The following is a 16694-nucleotide window of genomic DNA, read 5'->3' on the forward strand; positions in this document are numbered from 1 at the left end:
TTCCTCAGGCTTGAACACTCAGGCCGAATTCGGCAGAGGCGTCCTGCAGCCACAGCCACCAGTAATCCGAGAAACTGCGACGGATCAGCAGTTCCCAAGTGTCTTCAGCCGTGTGGCGGATCACCAGTTGCGACTTGGCGAACACCGTGCCCACCGCCTTGCCCACCGGAAAGTTATCAGGGTGCACGTCGTAGCTGGTGGACTTCATCAGCACGTCGCGCACGTTCGGGCCGCTCAGCTCAAGAATCTGCTGGCCGCCGCTGACGTTGACGATCTGGATATGCAAATCGCCCAGCGCGGCACGCAGGTTTTGCTCGGCGGCGAATTCTTCACCGCTCGGCACGATCAGCAACCACTCATCCGGGCCGAGCCATTGCAGGCTGGTTTCACCTTTGATGATGACTTGCAGGGCGCCGGGCAGCTCGATGCCCAGGGCCTTGTGCACGCCGGCGGCGAAGGCCGCGTCATGACCGTCGCCACGAATGGTCAGGTGACCGAGGAGTTTCTTTTCACGCACGGTCACGCCGGCGTTCTTGCGGCCCTTGCCGACCAGGCTGGCGAGGTCGGCATGGTGCAGCGACGACTCGGCTTTGGCGCCGGTGGTGGGGCGTTGTTGGTAAACATTGGCTGCTGTCATAAAGCACCTGTTCTGAATTCTGTTGTGAGGCTGATGGCCTCATCGGGGGCAAGCCCCCTCCCACAGGGGAATGCAGTTCAACATGTGGGAGGGGGCTTGCCCCCGATGCAGGCGACTCAAATGTTCTGCCGATCACCCTTGGGGTCAAAGAACACCGAAGACACAATCTCCGCCTCGATCACACTGCCATCGGCCTGCGGCGAAAAAACCCGCTCGCCGATGCGCTTCAAGCCACCTTTCACCACGCCCATGGCGAACGAATAACCCAGGGAGTTGTGCGCATAGCTTGAAGTCACGTGGCCGACCATTTTCATCGGAATCGTCTGCTTCGGATCGAACACCAACTGTGCGCCTTCCGGCAGCCACACATTCGGATCGATCGGCTTCAAGCCCACCAGTTGCTTGCGTTCTTCACGCACGCAATCTTCGCGGTTCATCCCACGCCAGCCGATCCACGAGAACGGCTTGGTACGGCCCACGCACCAGCCCATGTTCAGGTCGTCAGGGGTCATCGAGCCATCAGTGTCCTGGCCGACGATGATGAAGCCCTTCTCGGCACGCAGGACGTGCATGGTTTCGGTGCCGTACGGGGTCAGGTTGTACTTTTTGCCGGCCTCGACGATCTTTTCCAGCACGCCCATGGCGTAGTCGGCCTGCACGTTGACTTCATACGAAAGCTCGCCGGTAAACGAGATACGGAACACCCGCGCCGGAACGCCGCCGACCAGGCCTTCCTTCCAGGTCATGAACGGGAAGCCGTCCTTGTCCAGGTCGATATCAGTCACTTCCGCCAGCAGCTTGCGGCTGTTGGGGCCGGACAGGGTCATGGTCGCCCAGTGGTCGGTGACCGAGGTGAAATACACCTTGAGGTCCGGCCATTCGGTCTGCTGGTAGATTTCCAGCCACTGCAGTACGCGGGCGGCGCCGCCGGTGGTGGTGGTCATCAGGAAGTGGTTGTCGGCCAGACAGGCGGTGACGCCGTCGTCGAAGACCATACCGTCTTCCTTGCACATCAGACCGTAGCGCGCCTTGCCCACATCAAGCTTGGTCCAGGCGTTGCTGTAGATACGGTTAAGGAACTCACGGGCATCCGGGCCCTGGATGTCGATTTTGCCGAGGGTGGACGCATCCAGCAGGCCGACGCTGTCGCGCACCGCCAGGCATTCGCGCTTCACGGCGGCGTGCAGGTCTTCACCGTTGCGTGGGAAGTACCATGGGCGTTTCCACTGGCCGACGTCCTCGAATTCGGCGCCGTTTTTCACGTGCCAGGCTTGCAGCGCGGTGTAGCGCACCGGCTCGAAGATGTGCCCACAGTGACGGCCCGCTATCGCACCGAACGTCACCGGCGTGTAGTTGGGGCGGAACATGGTGGTGCCCATCTGCGGAATGGTCACGTTCAGCGAGCGCGCCGCGATGGCCAGACCGTTGACGTTACCCAGCTTGCCCTGATCGGTACCGAAGCCCAGCGCGGTGTAGCGCTTGACGTGCTCGACCGACTCGAAACCTTCGCGGGTCGCCAGTTCGATGGCGGCGGCGGTGACGTCGTTCTGCAGGTCGACGAATTGCTTCGGCGCCCGTGCGGTGGTTTTTTCATGAGGCACCTGGAACAGCGCCAGGGTCGGCTCTTCCAGGCGGCTCAGGGCTTTTGGCAGCACGCCTTCAACCGGGGCGAAACCCGCTTCGCTGGCCGCGCGCACACCGCCTTCAAAACCGTCGGCCAGGGAATCACCGAGGCCGTAGACGCCATTGATACCACCAACGCACACGCGTTTTTGCGGCGCTTCGCCCGGCACAAAACCAAGGATATCTTCACGCCAGGTCGGCTTGCCGCCCAGGTGCGAAGCCAGGTGCACCACCGGGCTGTAGCCGCCGGAGCTGGCCACCAGGTCGCAGTCCAGCCACTCGCCGGGGCTGGTGACTTTATGGGCTTTAACATCGATCGCAGCCACTCGCGCAGCGCTCACACGCTTGGTGCCACGGGCTTCGACCACGGCGCTGCCGGTGAGGATACGAATGCCCTTGGCGCGAGCCTCTTCAACCAGGGCACCGCGTGGGTTGTGGCGCACATCAGCCACCGCAACCACTTGCAGGCCGGCGTCGAGCCAGTCCAGTGCAACGCGGTAGGCGTGATCGTTGTTGGTCGACAGCACCAGTTTCTTGCCCGGTGCCACGCCGTAGCGACGCACGTAGGTAGAGACCGCACCGGCCAGCATGTTGCCCGGCACGTCGTTGTTGCCGTACACCAGCGGGCGCTCGCACGCACCGGTCGCCAGCACCACACGCTTGGCACGCACACGGTGGATACGCTGGCGCACCACGCCAATCGGCGCGCGGTCGCCAAGGTGGTCGGTGAGGCGCTCGTGAATGGTCAGGAAGTTATGGTCGTGGTAGCCGTTGACGGTGGCGCGGGGCAGCAGCACCACGTCAGGCAGTGTCTTGAGTTCAGCGAGGACGCTGGCAACCCATTCGGTGGCCGGCTTGCCGTCCAGGCTTTCGCGGGAATCGAGCAGCGAACCCCCGAACTCTTCCTGCTCATCGGCGATGATCACCCGCGCACCGCTGCGCGCAGCCGCCAGTGCTGCGGCGAGACCGGCAGGGCCTGCGCCGACCACCAGTACGTCGCAATGACGGTTGAAGTTGTCGTAGGTGTCCGGGTCGTTCTCTGTCGGCGAGCGGCCAAGACCGGCCGCCTTGCGGATGTACTTCTCGTAGGTCATCCAGAACGATTGCGGGTACATGAAGGTTTTGTAGTAAAAGCCCGGCGGCATCAGCTTGCCGCCGACCTTGCCGAGAATGCCCATCATGTCGTTGTTGACGCTCGGCCAGCCGTTGGTGCTGGTGGCGACCAAGCCCTGGTACAGCGCCTGTTGCGTGGCGCGCACGTTGGGAATCTGGGTGGCTTCGGTGGCGCCGATCTGCAGCACCGCGTTCGGCTCTTCGGCGCCGGCGGCAAAGATGCCGCGCGGGCGCGAGTATTTGAAGCTGCGGCCGATGATGTCGACGCCGTTGGCCAGCAGGGCGGCGGCCAGGGTGTCACCTTCAAAGCCTTTGTAGCTCTGGCCGTTGAACGTGAAGGTCAGGACTTTATTGCGGTCGATCCGGCCACCGTTGGACAGGCGATTGATCTGGCTCATACCTTCTCTCCAGAGGCCTTGGCGGTGAACTGAGGCTTCTCACCGATCTTGTAGGTTTCAAGAATTTCGTAGGTCACAGTGTCGCGGGTGGCGTTGAAATACTGGCGGCAACCGGCGGCGTGAATCCACAGTTCGTGATGCAGGCCACGGGGGTTGTCGCGAAAGAACATGTAGTCGCCCCACTCGGCGTCGGTGCAGGCATTCGGGTCCAGCGGGCGCGGGATGTGCGCTTGGCCGGACGCGTGGAATTCCTCTTCGGAGCGCAGTTCGCCACAGTGAGGACAGAAGATATGCAACATGAGGTGGTTCTCCTGTTAGTGGGCGACGGCCGCAGCGCCGTGTTCGTCGATCAGCGCACCGTTGTGGAAACGGTCGATGGAGAAAGGTGCGGCCAGCGGGTGCATTTCACCCTTGGCCAGGCTCGCGGCAAACACGTTGCCTGAGCCCGGCGTGGCCTTGAAGCCACCGGTGCCCCACCCGCAGTTGAAGAACATGTTCGGGACCGGGGTCTTGGAGATGATCGGGCACGCGTCCGGCGTGGTGTCGACGATGCCGCCCCACTGGCGGTTCATGCGCACGCGTGAGAGCACCGGGAACATCTCGACGATGGCCTGGATGGTGTGTTCGATCACCGGGTACGAGCCGCGCTGGCCGTAGCCGTTGTAGCCGTCGATACCGGCGCCGATCACCAGGTCGCCCTTGTCGGACTGGCTGATGTAACCGTGCACGGCGTTGGACATGATCACGCTGTCGATAATCGGCTTGATCGGCTCCGATACCAGGGCTTGCAGTGGATGGGATTCGATCGGCAGGCGGAAACCGGCCAGCGAAGCCATGTGCCCGGAGTTACCGGCGGTCACTACACCGACGCGCTTGGCGCCGATAAAGCCCTTGTTGGTTTCCACGCCGATGCACACGCCGTTTTCCTTGCGAAAGCCGATCACTTCGGTCTGCTGGATCAAGTCCACGCCGAGTGCGTCGGCGGCGCGGGCAAAGCCCCAGGCCACGGCATCGTGACGGGCCACGCCGCCGCGACGTTGCACAGTGGCGCCGAGCACCGGGTAGCGGGTGTTCTTCGAGCAGTCCAGGTACGGAATCTCGTCGGCCACCTGCTTGGCATTGAGCAGTTCGCCGTCCACGCCATTGAGGCGGTTGGCGCTGACGCGGCGCTCGGAATCACGGATGTCCTGCAGGGTGTGGCACAGGTTGTACACGCCGCGCTGGGAGAACATCACGTTGTAGTTCAGGTCCTGGGACAAACCTTCCCAGAGTTTCATCGCGTGTTCGTACAGGTGCGCCGACTCGTCCCACAGGTAGTTGGAACGCACGATGGTGGTGTTGCGCGCGGTGTTACCGCCGCCCAGCCAACCTTTCTCGACCACGGCCACATTGGTGATGCCGTGCTCTTTAGCCAGGTAGTAGGCGGTCGCCAGACCATGCCCGCCGCCGCCGACGATGACCACGTCGTAGACCTTTTTCGGGGTGGGCGTGCGCCACATCTTCTGCCAGTTTTCGTGATGGCTGAGGGAGTGCTTGAAGAGGCCGAAGCCTGAGTAGCGTTGCATAGTCATTACTCCAAAACCGCGCTCAGCGATAAACCGGGAAATCAGCGCACAGGGCAGACACGTGCTTGGCCACGTTGGCCTCGACATCGGCATCGCCGAGGTTGTCGAGGATGTCGCAGATCCAGCCGGCCAGCTCGATGCATTGCGGCACCTTGAAACCACGGGTGGTCACCGCCGGGGTGCCGATACGCAGGCCCGAGGTCACGAAGGGCGACTGCGGGTCATTGGGCACGGCGTTCTTGTTGACGGTAATGTGGGCGCGACCGAGGGCGGCGTCTGCCTCTTTGCCGGTGAGGCCCTGACGGATCAGGCTGACCAGGAACAAATGGTTATCGGTGCCGCCGGAGACCACATCGTAGCCGCGCTTGATGAACACCTCGGCCATCGCCTGGGCGTTGTCGATCACCTGCTGCTGATACGCCTTGAAGCCGGGCTCCAGCGCTTCCTTGAAGCACACCGCCTTGCCGGCGATTACATGCATCAGCGGGCCGCCCTGGGCGCCGGGGAATACGGCGGCGTTGAGCTTTTTCTCGATGGCTTCGTTGGCTTTGGCCAGGATCAGGCCGCCACGCGGACCACGCAGGGTCTTGTGGGTGGTGGTGGTAACCACGTCGGCGTAGGGCAGCGGGTTCGGGTACAGACCGGCGGCAACCAGGCCGGCGACGTGGGCCATGTCGACGAACAACAGCGCGCCCACCTTGTCGGCAATCTGACGGAAACGTGGGAAATCCAGGGTCTTGGAATAGGCGGAGAAACCGGCCACGACCATTTTCGGCTGGTGCTCCACGGCCAGTCGCTCGACTTCGTCGTAGTCGATCAGGCCGGTGTCGGTGTTGATGCCGTATTGCACCGCGTTGTACAGCTTGCCCGAGGACGACACCTTGGCGCCGTGAGTCAGGTGGCCGCCGTGGGCCAGGCTCATGCCCAGGATCGTGTCGCCGGCATTGATCAGCGCCAGGTACACCGCGCTGTTGGCGGACGAACCGGAGTGCGGCTGCACGTTGGCGTAATCGGCACCGAACAGCTGCTTGGCGCGCTCGATGGCCAGGGCCTCGACCTTGTCCACATGCTCGCAGCCACCGTAGTAGCGCTTGCCTGGGTAGCCTTCGGCGTATTTGTTGGTGAGGCCGCTGCCTTGCGCTTCCATCACACGTTTGCTGGTGTAGTTCTCCGACGCGATCAGCTCGATATGGTCTTCCTGACGCTGTTCCTCGGCATTCATCGCCGCCAGCAGTGCGTCGTCATATCCCTGGATCTGGTCTTGTTTGCTGAACATCGCGTCTCTCCCAGCTTTTCGTATTGTTGAGGCCCTCGCAGGGCCCTTTGATGCGATGGTAGGGCTGGCGCGTGCGGGCCAAATGCCTGCGCACGCCACGCAAAGGTGCGTTTACGACATTCCTTCAGAGACACAGAACAAATGTGGGAGGGGGCTTGCCCCCGATGGCGGTGGATCATCTCGTACATGCGGTGACTGACACTCCGCAATCGGGGGCAAGCCCCCTCCCACAGGGGTCAGGCGATGATCTTGCGGACGAGGAGCAGCAGGAGGAAGTGCATTGGATAAAGGGCATAGGCCCAACGGCGCATGGCCGGTGGCGAAACATTTTTGGCATGTCGCAATAAGACCAACCCTGCCAACGGCGCAACCAGACACGTCGCCAACCCAAGCATCGCCACCAGGCTGCCGCTGTTGAGCAGAATCTGCCATTGATTGGCAGCGACGCAGACCAAACCCGGCACCGCGCTGAAATACCAGGGCCGGCGAAACACCAGCAGCATCGCCATCGGCAGCAATACACCAAAGAAACCGAACATCAACTGGGTTGAAAACACGGCCGCCACTGTGACGGCGATCAGCGCCAATCCTCGATCAACCACCGCCTTGTGCTGCCATCCTCGGGCAACCAGCAGGCCCAGCGCCAGGGTCGGCAATACGTTCAAGGTATCGGCATCTTCGATGAACATCCGATACGGCACTTCGCTGATCACGCTGAACAGCAGCAACCAACCCAAGTAGCGCCAGTGGCCGGTCACCGGGGCGTTTCGAGCCCGGTGCACATTCGCCGCAATCGCCAGGCAAAACCAAGGGAACGCCAGGCGCCCGGGCACATACAAGCCATCGAGGCTCAGGCCCACGTAGCGCAGGTGATCCAGCACCATGCTCAGCAGCGCCAGCCACTTGAGCAGGTCCAAAGCGCCATCTCGGACATGTCCGACAGGCAAGGTGTCAGTACCGTGCATAATTCCCCACCGACTTTGCATTTACAGTGCGTGCGCCCCCCTCCCAATCTTGGTTAAAGTGCGCACCAACATCGACCACAGGAATGGGCCATGACCGACAAGAGCCAACAATTCGCCAGCGACAACTATTCCGGCATCTGCCCGGAAGCCTGGGCCGCCATGGAACAAGCCAACCAGGGCCATCAACGTGCCTATGGCGATGATGAGTGGACCCACCGCGCCGCCGACGGTTTCCGCAATCTGTTCGAAACCGACTGTGAAGTGTTCTTCGCCTTCAACGGCACCGCCGCCAACTCCCTGGCGCTGTCTTCGCTGTGCCAGAGCTACCATAGCGTGATTTGCTCGGAAACCGCCCACGTCGAGACCGATGAGTGCGGCGCGCCGGAGTTTTTCTCCAACGGTTCCAAGCTGCTCACTGCACGCACCGAAAACGGCAAGCTGACGCCGGAGTCGATCCGCGAGATCGCTCTCAAGCGCCAGGACATTCACTACCCGAAACCGCGCGTGGTCACCCTCACCCAGGCCACCGAAGTCGGCAGCGTCTACACCCCGGAAGAAATCCGCGCCATCAGCGCCACCTGCAAAGAGCTGGGCCTGAACCTGCACATGGACGGCGCGCGCTTCTCCAACGCCTGCGCGTTTCTGGGCTGCTCACCGGCCGACCTGACCTGGAAGGCCGGCGTGGACGTGCTGTGCTTCGGCGGCACCAAGAACGGCATGGCCGTGGGCGAAGCGATCCTGTTCTTCAACCATAAGCTGGCCGAAGACTTCGACTACCGCTGCAAACAGGCCGGCCAGCTCGCGTCGAAAATGCGCTTCCTGTCCGCGCCATGGGTGGGCCTGCTCGAAAACGACGCCTGGCTCAAGCATGCTCGCCACGCCAACCACTGCGCGCAATTGCTCAGCAGCCTGGTGGCAGACATTCCCGGCGTGGAACTGATGTTCCCGGTGCAGGCCAACGGCGTGTTCCTGCAACTCTCGGAACCGGCTATCGCCGCCCTGACGGCCAAGGGCTGGCGCTTCTATACCTTCATCGGCAAAGGCGGCGCGCGCTTCATGTGTGCGTGGGATACCGAAGAAGAGCGTGTAAGAGAATTGGCGGCCGACATCAGGGAAGTGATGAACGCTTGAAGTAGAAATCAGAACGGTGCGTGCTGGCCGATTGCCGAGTCTGTTTTTTGATATTTCTGACAGCAGCGCACTCGAATTTCATTGTCTAGCCTCTTGGAACCCGCAAGGAAAACGCAGCGATAACTGCCACCTTCCGGGTTTATTGCCTGCCGAATAGTCGGCTGCAAATCCAATGGAGAGCTCAATCATGGAATATCAAAGCAACGTCAATACCCTGGTGCAAGGCGACAACACCATCAGCACCACCATTATCGACTGGGACGAGTTCAGGAAATACGCAAAGGTCGGCGACACCATCCGCGAGCCGTCGAGGACGCTGAGGATCTACGACAAAGTCTATGAACTGACAGCCTCAGGCCAGCACTTCGTCGTACACATCTACGCCCAGTAACCCTTCACTCCGATCGTTCCCACGCTCCGCGTGGGAACGATCGCCTGTCAGAACTCGATACGCACATCGCCCTTCGGCACACTGCAGCACGACAGGATATAACCCTCGGCTTCGTCCTCTTCGGTGATGCCGCCGTTGTGCTCCATCTCGACCTCCCCGCCCAGCTTCATCACCTTGCACGTGCCGCAGATACCCATGCCGCACGCCTTGGGGATCAGCAGCCCAAGCTTGGCCGCCGCCGCATGCACCGTTTCACCCGGCGCCACGCGAATGCTTTTGCCGGAGGCGATGAATTCCACTTGGTGCAGATCGGCCAGGTCGACTTCCGGCGCATCCGCCGCCTGTTCAGCCTGCTCTACCGCGTCGGCCCGCGCTTCCGCTGGCGTCGCGCCAAAGGACTCTTCGTGATAGCGCGTCATGTCGAAACCGGCGGCTTCCAGCAGGCGCTTCACCGCGCTCATGTACGGCGTGGGGCCGCAGCAGAACACTTCACGCTCAAGGAAGTCCGGCACCATCAGCTCCAGCATCTTGTGGTTCAGGTAGCCACGGTAGCCGGCCCAGGGCTCCCCAAGACCATGCTTTTCGCAGATCAGGTGCAGGCTGAAGTTGTCGATCCGCGACGCCATGTGTTCCAGCTCGCGGTGGTAGATGATGTCCTTGGGTGAACGGGCGCTGTGCACGAACGTCATGTCGACATTGGCGTTGGTGTCGTAGAACCAGCGCGCCATGGACATCACCGGCGTGATGCCGACGCCGCCGCTCAGGTACAGCACTTTGGGGCTCGGGAAGTCGATCGCATTGAACAGCCCGACCGGCCCGTGCACCGCCAGCTCCTGGCCTTCATGCAGCGTATCGTGCAACCAGTTGGAAACGCGGCCGCCCGGCACGCGCTTGATGGTCACCGAGAAGCTGTAGGGCACCGACGGCGAACTGGAAATGGTGTACGAGCGCATGATCGGCTGGCCTTCGATCTCCAGCTCCAGGGTGACGAATTGCCCCGGCTTGAAAAAGAACAGGATCGGCTGGTCGGCCATGAAACAGAAGGTGCGCACGTCCCAGGTTTCCTGGATGACTTTGACGCAACGGACAATGTGTCGACCATTGGCCCAGGTCTGGGTGGTTACCGGGTTCAGGAAATTATTGGACATGTTGTTCTCCACCGCCGAGGCTCGGCCTTATGGTGGCGATTCTGCGTAACGCGCGAATCGCCCATTTACCTATCTGCGACATTCACATACTTACCGCGACCAGCCCCCAACGACAGGGGCTTGCGCGTCGGGATCAGATTGGGCCATGTCGCCCATGGATAAGGTTCGACCCCACGCCGGGCCCACACTCGCTCCCAACAAAGATGCGTTCTTTACGCCTTGCTGCAAACCTGATCAGCCACTATTCGCCGGCCACACAGAATGGCCATGAGGACACACACGATGGACGTCACCGCAACCTTAAGCTTGGGCGATCCGCTGGAACCCGCACGCAAGGCCACCGCGCAGATGCTGCAAGAGCGCGAGCGCACCTATTCGCTGCCGCAGCCGTTTTACTCTGATGAGCGGCTGTTCGATATCGACATGCAGGAAATTTTCCAGAAAGAGTGGTTGATCGCCGGCATGACCTGCGAAATTCCCACCAAGGGCAACTACCTGACCCTGCAAGTGGGCAAGAACCCGATCATCGTGATCCGTGGCGCCGAAGGCGTGGTGCATGCGTTTCACAACGTGTGCCGTCACCGTGGTTCGCGCTTGTGCACCAGCGACAAGGGCAAGGTTGCCAAGCTCGTGTGCCACTACCACCAATGGACCTACGAGCTGGACGGTCGCCTGTTGTTTGCCGGCACCGAGATGGGCGCCGACTTCGACATGAAGCAGTACGGCCTCAAACCGGTGAACGTGAAGACCGCCGGCGGCTACATTTTCATCAGCCTGGCCGAGAACCCGCCGGCCATCGATGACTTCCTGTCGACGCTCAACCATTACATGGAACCCTACGACATGGAAAACACCAAGGTGGCGATCCAGACCACCTTGTTCGAAAAAGCCAACTGGAAGCTGGTACTGGAAAACAACCGCGAGTGCTACCACTGCAACGCCTCGCACCCGGAACTGCTGAAAACCCTGCTGGAGTGGGACGACGTCACCGACCCGCGCGCCGACCAGGCGTTCAAGGACCACGTCGCCGCCTCCGCAGCCGCCTGGGATGCCGAGAAGATTCCTTACGCCCACGCCAGCTTCGGCCTGCGTAACCGCATCGTGCGCATGCCGCTGCTCAAGGGCACCGTATCGATGACCCTGGACGGCAAACAGGGCTGCGCCAAGTTGATGGGCCGGATCAAAAATCCCGATCTGGGCTCGATGCGAATCCTGCACCTGCCCCACTCGTGGAACCACTGCATGGGCGACCACATCATCGTGTTCACCGTGTGGCCGATCAGCGCCCAGGAAACCATGGTCACCACCAAGTGGATCGTGCACAAGGACGCCGTGGAAGGCGTGGACTACGACGTGGAGCGCATGCGCCAGGTGTGGGACGCCACCAACGACCAGGACCGGCGCTTGGCCGAAGAAAACCAGCGCGGCATCAACTCCACCGCTTACCAGCCGGGGCCGTACTCCAAGACCTACGAATTCGGTGTGGTGAATTTTGTGGATTGGTACAGCGAGCGCATGCTCAACAACCTGGGGGCAGCGCCTGCGCCTTACCTCAAGGGCGTGGCCGCGCACGAGTAACTGACACACCGTGGATAAAATATGGGAGGGGGCTTGCCCCCGATTGCAGTGGTTCAGCCGGCAACTTCATGGGCTGATGCACCGCTATCGGGGGCAAGCCCCCTCCCACATTAAGAGTCTGAGCTGTTCAAAATTTGACCAACAATAGTCAAGCCCCCTGCGGCTGGGCGCTTCAGCGGTTACCCAACAACTTATCCACAAAGCCACCCACAGCAATTGTGGGCAACTGCCGGCCGCCCTCAAAATTAAACCAGGAAAATCCGTGACTTATTCATATTCATGGATTTAACACGCTCCTGATCGTTTTTTGATCAAACCATTGAAAGCCTCGAACTACGTGCCCTGCAGCGGTACGCGAACACCTTATCCACAGAAGCACCAACAGACTTTGGGGGCAACTTTGCCCACTCTGTGGAAAACCACCTCAAGGCGGTATATCTCGGGGGATCCAGGGGTATTTAGCGGGATAAATGCGACAATTGATCATATTTTGATCACAGCCATCAAAGCCTCTGTTTATAAGGCCTTCAGCCGACAGCGAACATCTTATCCACAGAAGCGCCAACAGACTTTGGGGGCAAGTCTGTGTCTCAGCCCGGGAAAAACCCGAGGAAAAACCGCTAGTTAGGCTGGTTATTTTTCGTACAGCGGGCTGCAGGGCTTGATGTACAGGGGGTGCAGACAACCGCAAACAGGTTATCCACAGGCGGATCAACAGTGATTGTGGGTAAACACCATAACTCTGTGGGAGGGGGCTTGCTCCCGATAGCGGTGGGTCAGCTACAGCTTTATCAACTGACCGTCAGCTATCGGGGGCAAGCCCCCTCCCACAGGGGATCAGCGTACGACGCCTTCTTCTATGAGCAATTTGAGTATGGCTTGCGCGCCCTCTTCAGCACTTACGCCCTTGAGCACTTGCCCGCCGCCCCCGCTGGCCTTGGCCGTCGCTGCCTTCATACGATCAGCGCCGCTCTTGGCCTTGATCACCTTGAGGCGCTTGGGCCTGGGCTTGGCCGGTTGCAGCAGCGCGCCTGTGAATAACTCATCCGGTTCAATCTCGACCTCGTGGGCGGCAAGCTCGCCACGTTGCGCCGGGCCGTACGCACTCTGGCGCGGCTTGGGGGCGGCGTTATCCACCGTCGCCAGAAACGGCAGGCGTACCTTCAGGCGCCGTCGCTGGCCGCGTGGCAACGCCTGCAGCACATGGGCCACGCCGGCGTCGATGGACTCGACTTGAGCCAGCCCCACAATCAGCGGCCAACCCAGTTGCTCAGCCAACAGGAACGGCAGCATGCCCGAGCCCTCACCGGTTTCCGCCTGGCTGCCGGTCAGCACCACTTGGGCGCCGGCGTCGCGCAGATAGTCGCTCAGCACCGGCAACGCATCGGCACCGGCCGGCTGTTCCAGCACATGCAGTTGCGCCAATCCCATGCCCAGGTAGCTGCGCAAGGTCGGCTCGCTGATGTCGCCGGCGTGCAGCACCTGCAACTTATCCCCAGCCATTTGCAGGCCAAGCTCGACGGCACGCGCATCCTGTTCGGCACGGCGCGGGCGCCCGGAAGTGGGATGGGCGCCGATGGATACCAGGCTGATTACATTGGTTGTCATGGTCATGTCCCTAGGCTGCATCGCGCTTGGCGCCGTTGCGGTAGGCCTCGACCGCAGCGATCAAGGCGTGCAGAATCGCGGCGCTTTCGCCGATCACCGACAGGTCGGCACGCTTGATCATGTCGCAGCCGGGGTCGAGGTTGATCGCCACCACCTTGTCGCAGGCACCAATGCCTTGCAGGTGCTGGATCGCCCCGGAAATGCCCACGGCCACGTACACCCGCGCCGTGACCCAGGTGCCGCTGGCGCCGACCTGGCGATCGCGCGCCATGAAGCCATCGTCCACCGCGACCCGTGAAGCGCCTTCGGTGGCGCCCAGGGCGGCGGCGGTCTGGTGGAACAGCGCCCAATCCTTCACGCCGTTACCGCCGGAGAAAATGAATTCGGCTTCGGCCATCGGAATCGCCGCCGGGTCCACTGCCACCGCGCCAAGGTCTTCGATACGCGGCAGGCTGCGCGCCAGGGTTGTGGATAACTCCACGGGCAACACTTCATGGCGCGTCTCGCTGACCGGATCGGCGCATTCGACGGCGGCGAGAATCAGGCGTGGCAGCGGCCGCGCCAAATCTTCCTGGCCGGCGCCGGCGCGACCGATACACGATTCGCCTTTGATCTGCCACACCCGCGTGGCCGGGCGTTCCTTGAGGCTGGCGGCGAAACGGCGGCCCAGTTCACCGCCACCGCTGCGGCTGTCGGGCAGCAACCAGTGACGCGGGTTGAACTGGTTATCCACAGCCCGCAGGCCCTGGACGCGTTGCTCCGGTGAATAACCGTCGAATTCGTGACCGTCCAGCACCAGCAGGCGGTCGACACCGGCGGTGGCAAATGCATTTTCCTTGTGTTCACCAAACACCACGGCCAATACGGCACCGTCACTGCCGGCCAGTTGCCGGGCCAGGCCGAGCACATCGCGGTCGTGGCTGCTCAAGCGGCCGCCGACCATATCCGGCACCACATTGATGTAGAACGCCGGCGCCGCAACCTGATGCAGCGGCAGTTGCACTTGCACCGCTGCCGTACGCTTGGCCGCACCGCCCTGTTGCGCGCCGCTGCGGTCGATGCGCTTGATGCCGTTGGGGCCGATAAACCCCACACCGTGCACATTCTTGCGGATGACGCCGTTAGGCCCCATCCAACTCTGTTGCACCGGCTGCATCGCCGCATGCAGCGGGTGCAGGCGATTGCGGGCGATCCATTCGGCCCGTGGGTCGCGGCGGATAATGTCGCTCATCAGTGCACCTCCGCAGGTTCACGTTTGGGGGGTGCCTTGGCCGGCAGGGCGTCTTCAAGCAACGCGTCGGCCACCAGTTCGGCGATGTCCTTGATCAGCGGGCGCGGTTCGACCACGCCTTCGAGCATTGCGGTGCACTGCGGGCAACCCACGGCCACCAGCTCGGCGCCGGTTTCGCGGATGTCGTCCATGCGCATATCCGGGATACGCTGCTTGCCGGGAATGTCCGTGATCGGTGCTCCGCCGCCGCCGCCGCAGCAGCGCGAACGGAAGCCCGAACGTTGCATCTCCTTGACCTCGATACCCAGCGCGCGCAGCACTTGGCGCGGCGCCTCGTATTCGCCGTTGTAGCGGCCCAGGTAGCACGGGTCGTGGTAGGTCACGCTGGTGCCTTTGTGCTGGCCCAGGTTCAGCGCGCCGTCGCCGATCAACTCGGCCATGAAGGTGCTGTGGTGCTGCACGAGGTAGTTGCCGTTGAAGGCGCCGTACTCGTTTTTCAGCACGTGGAAACTGTGCGGGTCGCAGGTGACGATGCGTTTGAAACTGTACCTGGCCAGGGTCTGGATATTGCGCGAGGCGAGCAGTTGGAACGTCGCTTCGTCGCCCAGGCGCCGCGCCACGTCGCCACTGTCGCGCTCTTCAAGACCGAGTACCGCGAAGTCCACACCGGCCGCCTTGAGCACCTTGACGAACGCGCGCAGGGTGCGCTGGTTACGCATGTCGAAGGCACCGTCACCGACCCAGAACAGCACGTCGCAGCTGCCCTTGTCGCTGAGCAGCGGCAGGTTCAGGTCCGCCGCCCAGTTCAGGCGACCGCCGGGGGCGAAGCCGCCGGGGTTGTCGGTGGCGATCAGGTTTTCCAGGACTTCGGCGCCCTTGTTCGGCGTGGCGCCCATTTCCAGGGTGAGGTGGCGACGCATGTCGACGATGGCGTCGACGTGCTCGATCATCATCGGGCACTCTTCCACACAGGCGCGGCAGGTGGTGCACGACCACAGGGTCTCGGCGTCCACCAGGCCGTTGACGATCGGCTGGTGCGGGTTGCCGGCGTGTTCACCAATCGGTTTGCCTGGGTAAGGGCTGCCGGCGAATTTGGCATCGGTGCCACCGGCCAGGCCGACCACCATGTCCTGGATGAGTTTTTTCGGATTCAACGGCTGGCCGGCCGCGAACGCCGGGCACGCCGCTTCGCACTTGCCGCACTGCACGCAAGCGTCGAAGCCGAGCAATTGGTTCCAGGTAAAATCCCTGGGTTTTTCCACGCCCAATGGCGCGGTCTTGTCGCTCAGATCCAGCGGTTTCAAACCGGTGGAACGGCCGCCACCAAAGCGTTCGGCGCGGCGGTGCCAGGCCAGGTGCAGGGCGCCGGCGAAAGCATGTTTCATCGGCCCGCCCCAGGTCATGCCGAAGAACATTTCGGACACGCCCCACAGCACGCCCACGCCGAGCAGCGCAGCGAGCAGCCAGCCGCCAAAGTCAGCGGGCAGAATGCCGGCCACCGGCAAGGTCACCAGGAAAAAGCTCACCGAAAACGCCATCAGGCTTTTCGGCAGGCGCATCCACGGGCCTTTGGACAGGCGGGCAGGCGGATTGCGGCGGCGCAGGTACATGAAGATGGCGCCGACAAACATCAAGGTCGAGGCCAGCAGCAAGGCGTAACCGAGGATACGGTTTTGCAGGCCGAACCCATGCACCAGGATTGCCAGCAACGCCGACAGCACAAACCCCAGCGCCGTAGCGACGTGGGTATTGGCAATGTATTTGTCGCGGGCGACCACGTGGTGCAGGTCGACCATGTAGCGCTTAGGCATCGCCAAGAGGCCGCCAAGCAGGTCGACCTTGGAGGCGCGGCCACGGCGCCACATGTTTGCCCGGCGCAAGGCACCGAGGACCGCGAGGCCCAGGGCGGCAAACAAGAGAATAGGCAGCAAGGTGTTCAACATGGTGAAGCTCCCAAAGACCACACAGGCCTACTGTGAAACTGGCCTTGAATGTGGGAGGGGGCTTGCCCCCGATGGCGGAGTGTCAGT

13 protein-coding genes are annotated in these 16694 nt (G+C 62.1%); 3 read left to right on the forward strand and 10 right to left on the reverse strand.

From position 1 onward, the window contains the following. Positions 1 to 4: 4 nt before the first annotated feature. The 6 genes from BOP93_RS24800 to BOP93_RS24825 form a co-directional block, all read right to left on the reverse strand. A complete protein-coding gene (locus BOP93_RS24800; RefSeq protein ID WP_104504950.1) occupies positions 5 to 637 on the reverse strand; it encodes a sarcosine oxidase subunit gamma in 633 nt (210 codons plus the stop codon). A gap of 116 nt (positions 638 to 753) precedes the next feature. After that, positions 754 to 3771, reverse strand: a complete 3018-nt coding sequence (locus tag BOP93_RS24805; RefSeq protein ID WP_104504951.1) for a sarcosine oxidase subunit alpha — start codon at positions 3769 to 3771, stop codon at positions 754 to 756. Beyond that, positions 3768 to 4070: a sarcosine oxidase subunit delta gene (locus BOP93_RS24810; RefSeq protein ID WP_065885450.1), complete on the reverse strand. Its 303-nt coding sequence runs from the start codon at positions 4068 to 4070 to the stop codon at positions 3768 to 3770. Before BOP93_RS24810 ends, BOP93_RS24805 begins: the two co-directional genes overlap by 4 nt. Before the next feature lie 15 nt (positions 4071 to 4085). Next, positions 4086 to 5336, reverse strand: coding sequence for a sarcosine oxidase subunit beta (locus tag BOP93_RS24815; RefSeq protein ID WP_010207084.1), 1251 nt, complete (start codon positions 5334 to 5336; stop codon positions 4086 to 4088). A 22-nt stretch (positions 5337 to 5358) separates the two neighbouring features. Continuing rightward, complete coding sequence (gene glyA, locus BOP93_RS24820; protein ID WP_065892462.1) at positions 5359 to 6612, reverse strand: serine hydroxymethyltransferase; 1254 nt, start codon at positions 6610 to 6612, stop codon at positions 5359 to 5361. 236 nt (positions 6613 to 6848) lie between these two features. After that, complete coding sequence (locus BOP93_RS24825) at positions 6849 to 7577, reverse strand: TraX family protein (RefSeq protein WP_104504952.1); 729 nt, start codon at positions 7575 to 7577, stop codon at positions 6849 to 6851. Positions 7578 to 7667: 90 nt separating this feature from the next. Here BOP93_RS24825 and BOP93_RS24830 point away from each other — a divergent pair, with 90 nt between their 5' ends. After that, a complete protein-coding gene (locus tag BOP93_RS24830) occupies positions 7668 to 8708 on the forward strand; it encodes a threonine aldolase family protein (RefSeq protein ID WP_057723604.1) in 1041 nt (346 codons plus the stop codon). Between the two features lie 187 nt (positions 8709 to 8895). After that, positions 8896 to 9099 (forward strand): hypothetical protein, encoded by a 204-nt coding sequence (locus BOP93_RS24835; RefSeq protein ID WP_104504953.1) that lies wholly within the window; start codon positions 8896 to 8898, stop codon positions 9097 to 9099. 47 nt (positions 9100 to 9146) lie between these two features. Here the strand turns inward: BOP93_RS24835 and gbcB are convergent, their stop codons facing one another. After that, positions 9147 to 10247, reverse strand: coding sequence for a glycine-betaine demethylase subunit GbcB (gene gbcB / locus BOP93_RS24840; protein WP_065885442.1), 1101 nt, complete (start codon positions 10245 to 10247; stop codon positions 9147 to 9149). A 282-nt stretch (positions 10248 to 10529) separates the two neighbouring features. Here gbcB and gbcA point away from each other — a divergent pair, with 282 nt between their 5' ends. Then, positions 10530 to 11825, forward strand: a complete 1296-nt coding sequence (gbcA, locus tag BOP93_RS24850; protein ID WP_104504954.1) for a glycine-betaine demethylase subunit GbcA — start codon at positions 10530 to 10532, stop codon at positions 11823 to 11825. 837 nt (positions 11826 to 12662) lie between these two features. On the opposite strand, the gene BOP93_RS24855 is transcribed toward gbcA, so the two are convergent. Genes BOP93_RS24855 through dgcB form a run of 3 tightly spaced genes read right to left on the reverse strand, consistent with a single transcriptional unit; the run spans position 12663 to position 16607 of the window. Then, positions 12663 to 13433, reverse strand: coding sequence for an electron transfer flavoprotein subunit beta (locus tag BOP93_RS24855; RefSeq protein WP_104504955.1), 771 nt, complete (start codon positions 13431 to 13433; stop codon positions 12663 to 12665). Positions 13434 to 13443: 10 nt separating this feature from the next. After that, on the reverse strand, positions 13444 to 14664 hold the full coding sequence (locus tag BOP93_RS24860) for an electron transfer flavoprotein subunit alpha/FixB family protein (protein ID WP_104504956.1): 1221 nt from the start codon (positions 14662 to 14664) through the stop codon (positions 13444 to 13446). Then, a complete protein-coding gene (gene dgcB / locus BOP93_RS24865; protein ID WP_104504957.1) occupies positions 14664 to 16607 on the reverse strand; it encodes a dimethylglycine demethylation protein DgcB in 1944 nt (647 codons plus the stop codon). Before dgcB ends, BOP93_RS24860 begins: the two co-directional genes overlap by 1 nt. Between the last annotated feature and the right edge of the window lie 87 nt (positions 16608 to 16694).

This window comes from Pseudomonas orientalis (assembly GCF_002934065.1).
In the GTDB taxonomy this organism is placed as follows: domain Bacteria; phylum Pseudomonadota; class Gammaproteobacteria; order Pseudomonadales; family Pseudomonadaceae; genus Aquipseudomonas; species Aquipseudomonas orientalis_A.

What these genes read in the sequence shown, in the direction of transcription:
- gbcA (WP_104504954.1), top strand. Translation starts at nt 10,530, where the DNA reads ATGGACGTCACCGCAACCTTAAGCTTGGGCGATCCGCTGGAACCCGCA.
- dgcB (WP_104504957.1), bottom strand. Translation starts at nt 16,607, where the DNA reads ATGTTGAACACCTTGCTGCCTATTCTCTTGTTTGCCGCCCTGGGCCTC.
- BOP93_RS24855 (WP_104504955.1), bottom strand. Translation starts at nt 13,433, where the DNA reads ATGACAACCAATGTAATCAGCCTGGTATCCATCGGCGCCCATCCCACT.
- BOP93_RS24805 (WP_104504951.1), bottom strand. Translation starts at nt 3,771, where the DNA reads ATGAGCCAGATCAATCGCCTGTCCAACGGTGGCCGGATCGACCGCAAT.
- glyA (WP_065892462.1), bottom strand. Translation starts at nt 6,612, where the DNA reads ATGTTCAGCAAACAAGACCAGATCCAGGGATATGACGACGCACTGCTG.
- gbcB (WP_065885442.1), bottom strand. Translation starts at nt 10,247, where the DNA reads ATGTCCAATAATTTCCTGAACCCGGTAACCACCCAGACCTGGGCCAAT.
- BOP93_RS24825 (WP_104504952.1), bottom strand. Translation starts at nt 7,577, where the DNA reads ATGCACGGTACTGACACCTTGCCTGTCGGACATGTCCGAGATGGCGCT.
- BOP93_RS24810 (WP_065885450.1), bottom strand. Translation starts at nt 4,070, where the DNA reads ATGTTGCATATCTTCTGTCCTCACTGTGGCGAACTGCGCTCCGAAGAG.
- BOP93_RS24835 (WP_104504953.1), top strand. Translation starts at nt 8,896, where the DNA reads ATGGAATATCAAAGCAACGTCAATACCCTGGTGCAAGGCGACAACACC.
- BOP93_RS24860 (WP_104504956.1), bottom strand. Translation starts at nt 14,664, where the DNA reads ATGAGCGACATTATCCGCCGCGACCCACGGGCCGAATGGATCGCCCGC.
- BOP93_RS24815 (WP_010207084.1), bottom strand. Translation starts at nt 5,336, where the DNA reads ATGCAACGCTACTCAGGCTTCGGCCTCTTCAAGCACTCCCTCAGCCAT.
- BOP93_RS24800 (WP_104504950.1), bottom strand. Translation starts at nt 637, where the DNA reads ATGACAGCAGCCAATGTTTACCAACAACGCCCCACCACCGGCGCCAAA.
- BOP93_RS24830 (WP_057723604.1), top strand. Translation starts at nt 7,668, where the DNA reads ATGACCGACAAGAGCCAACAATTCGCCAGCGACAACTATTCCGGCATC.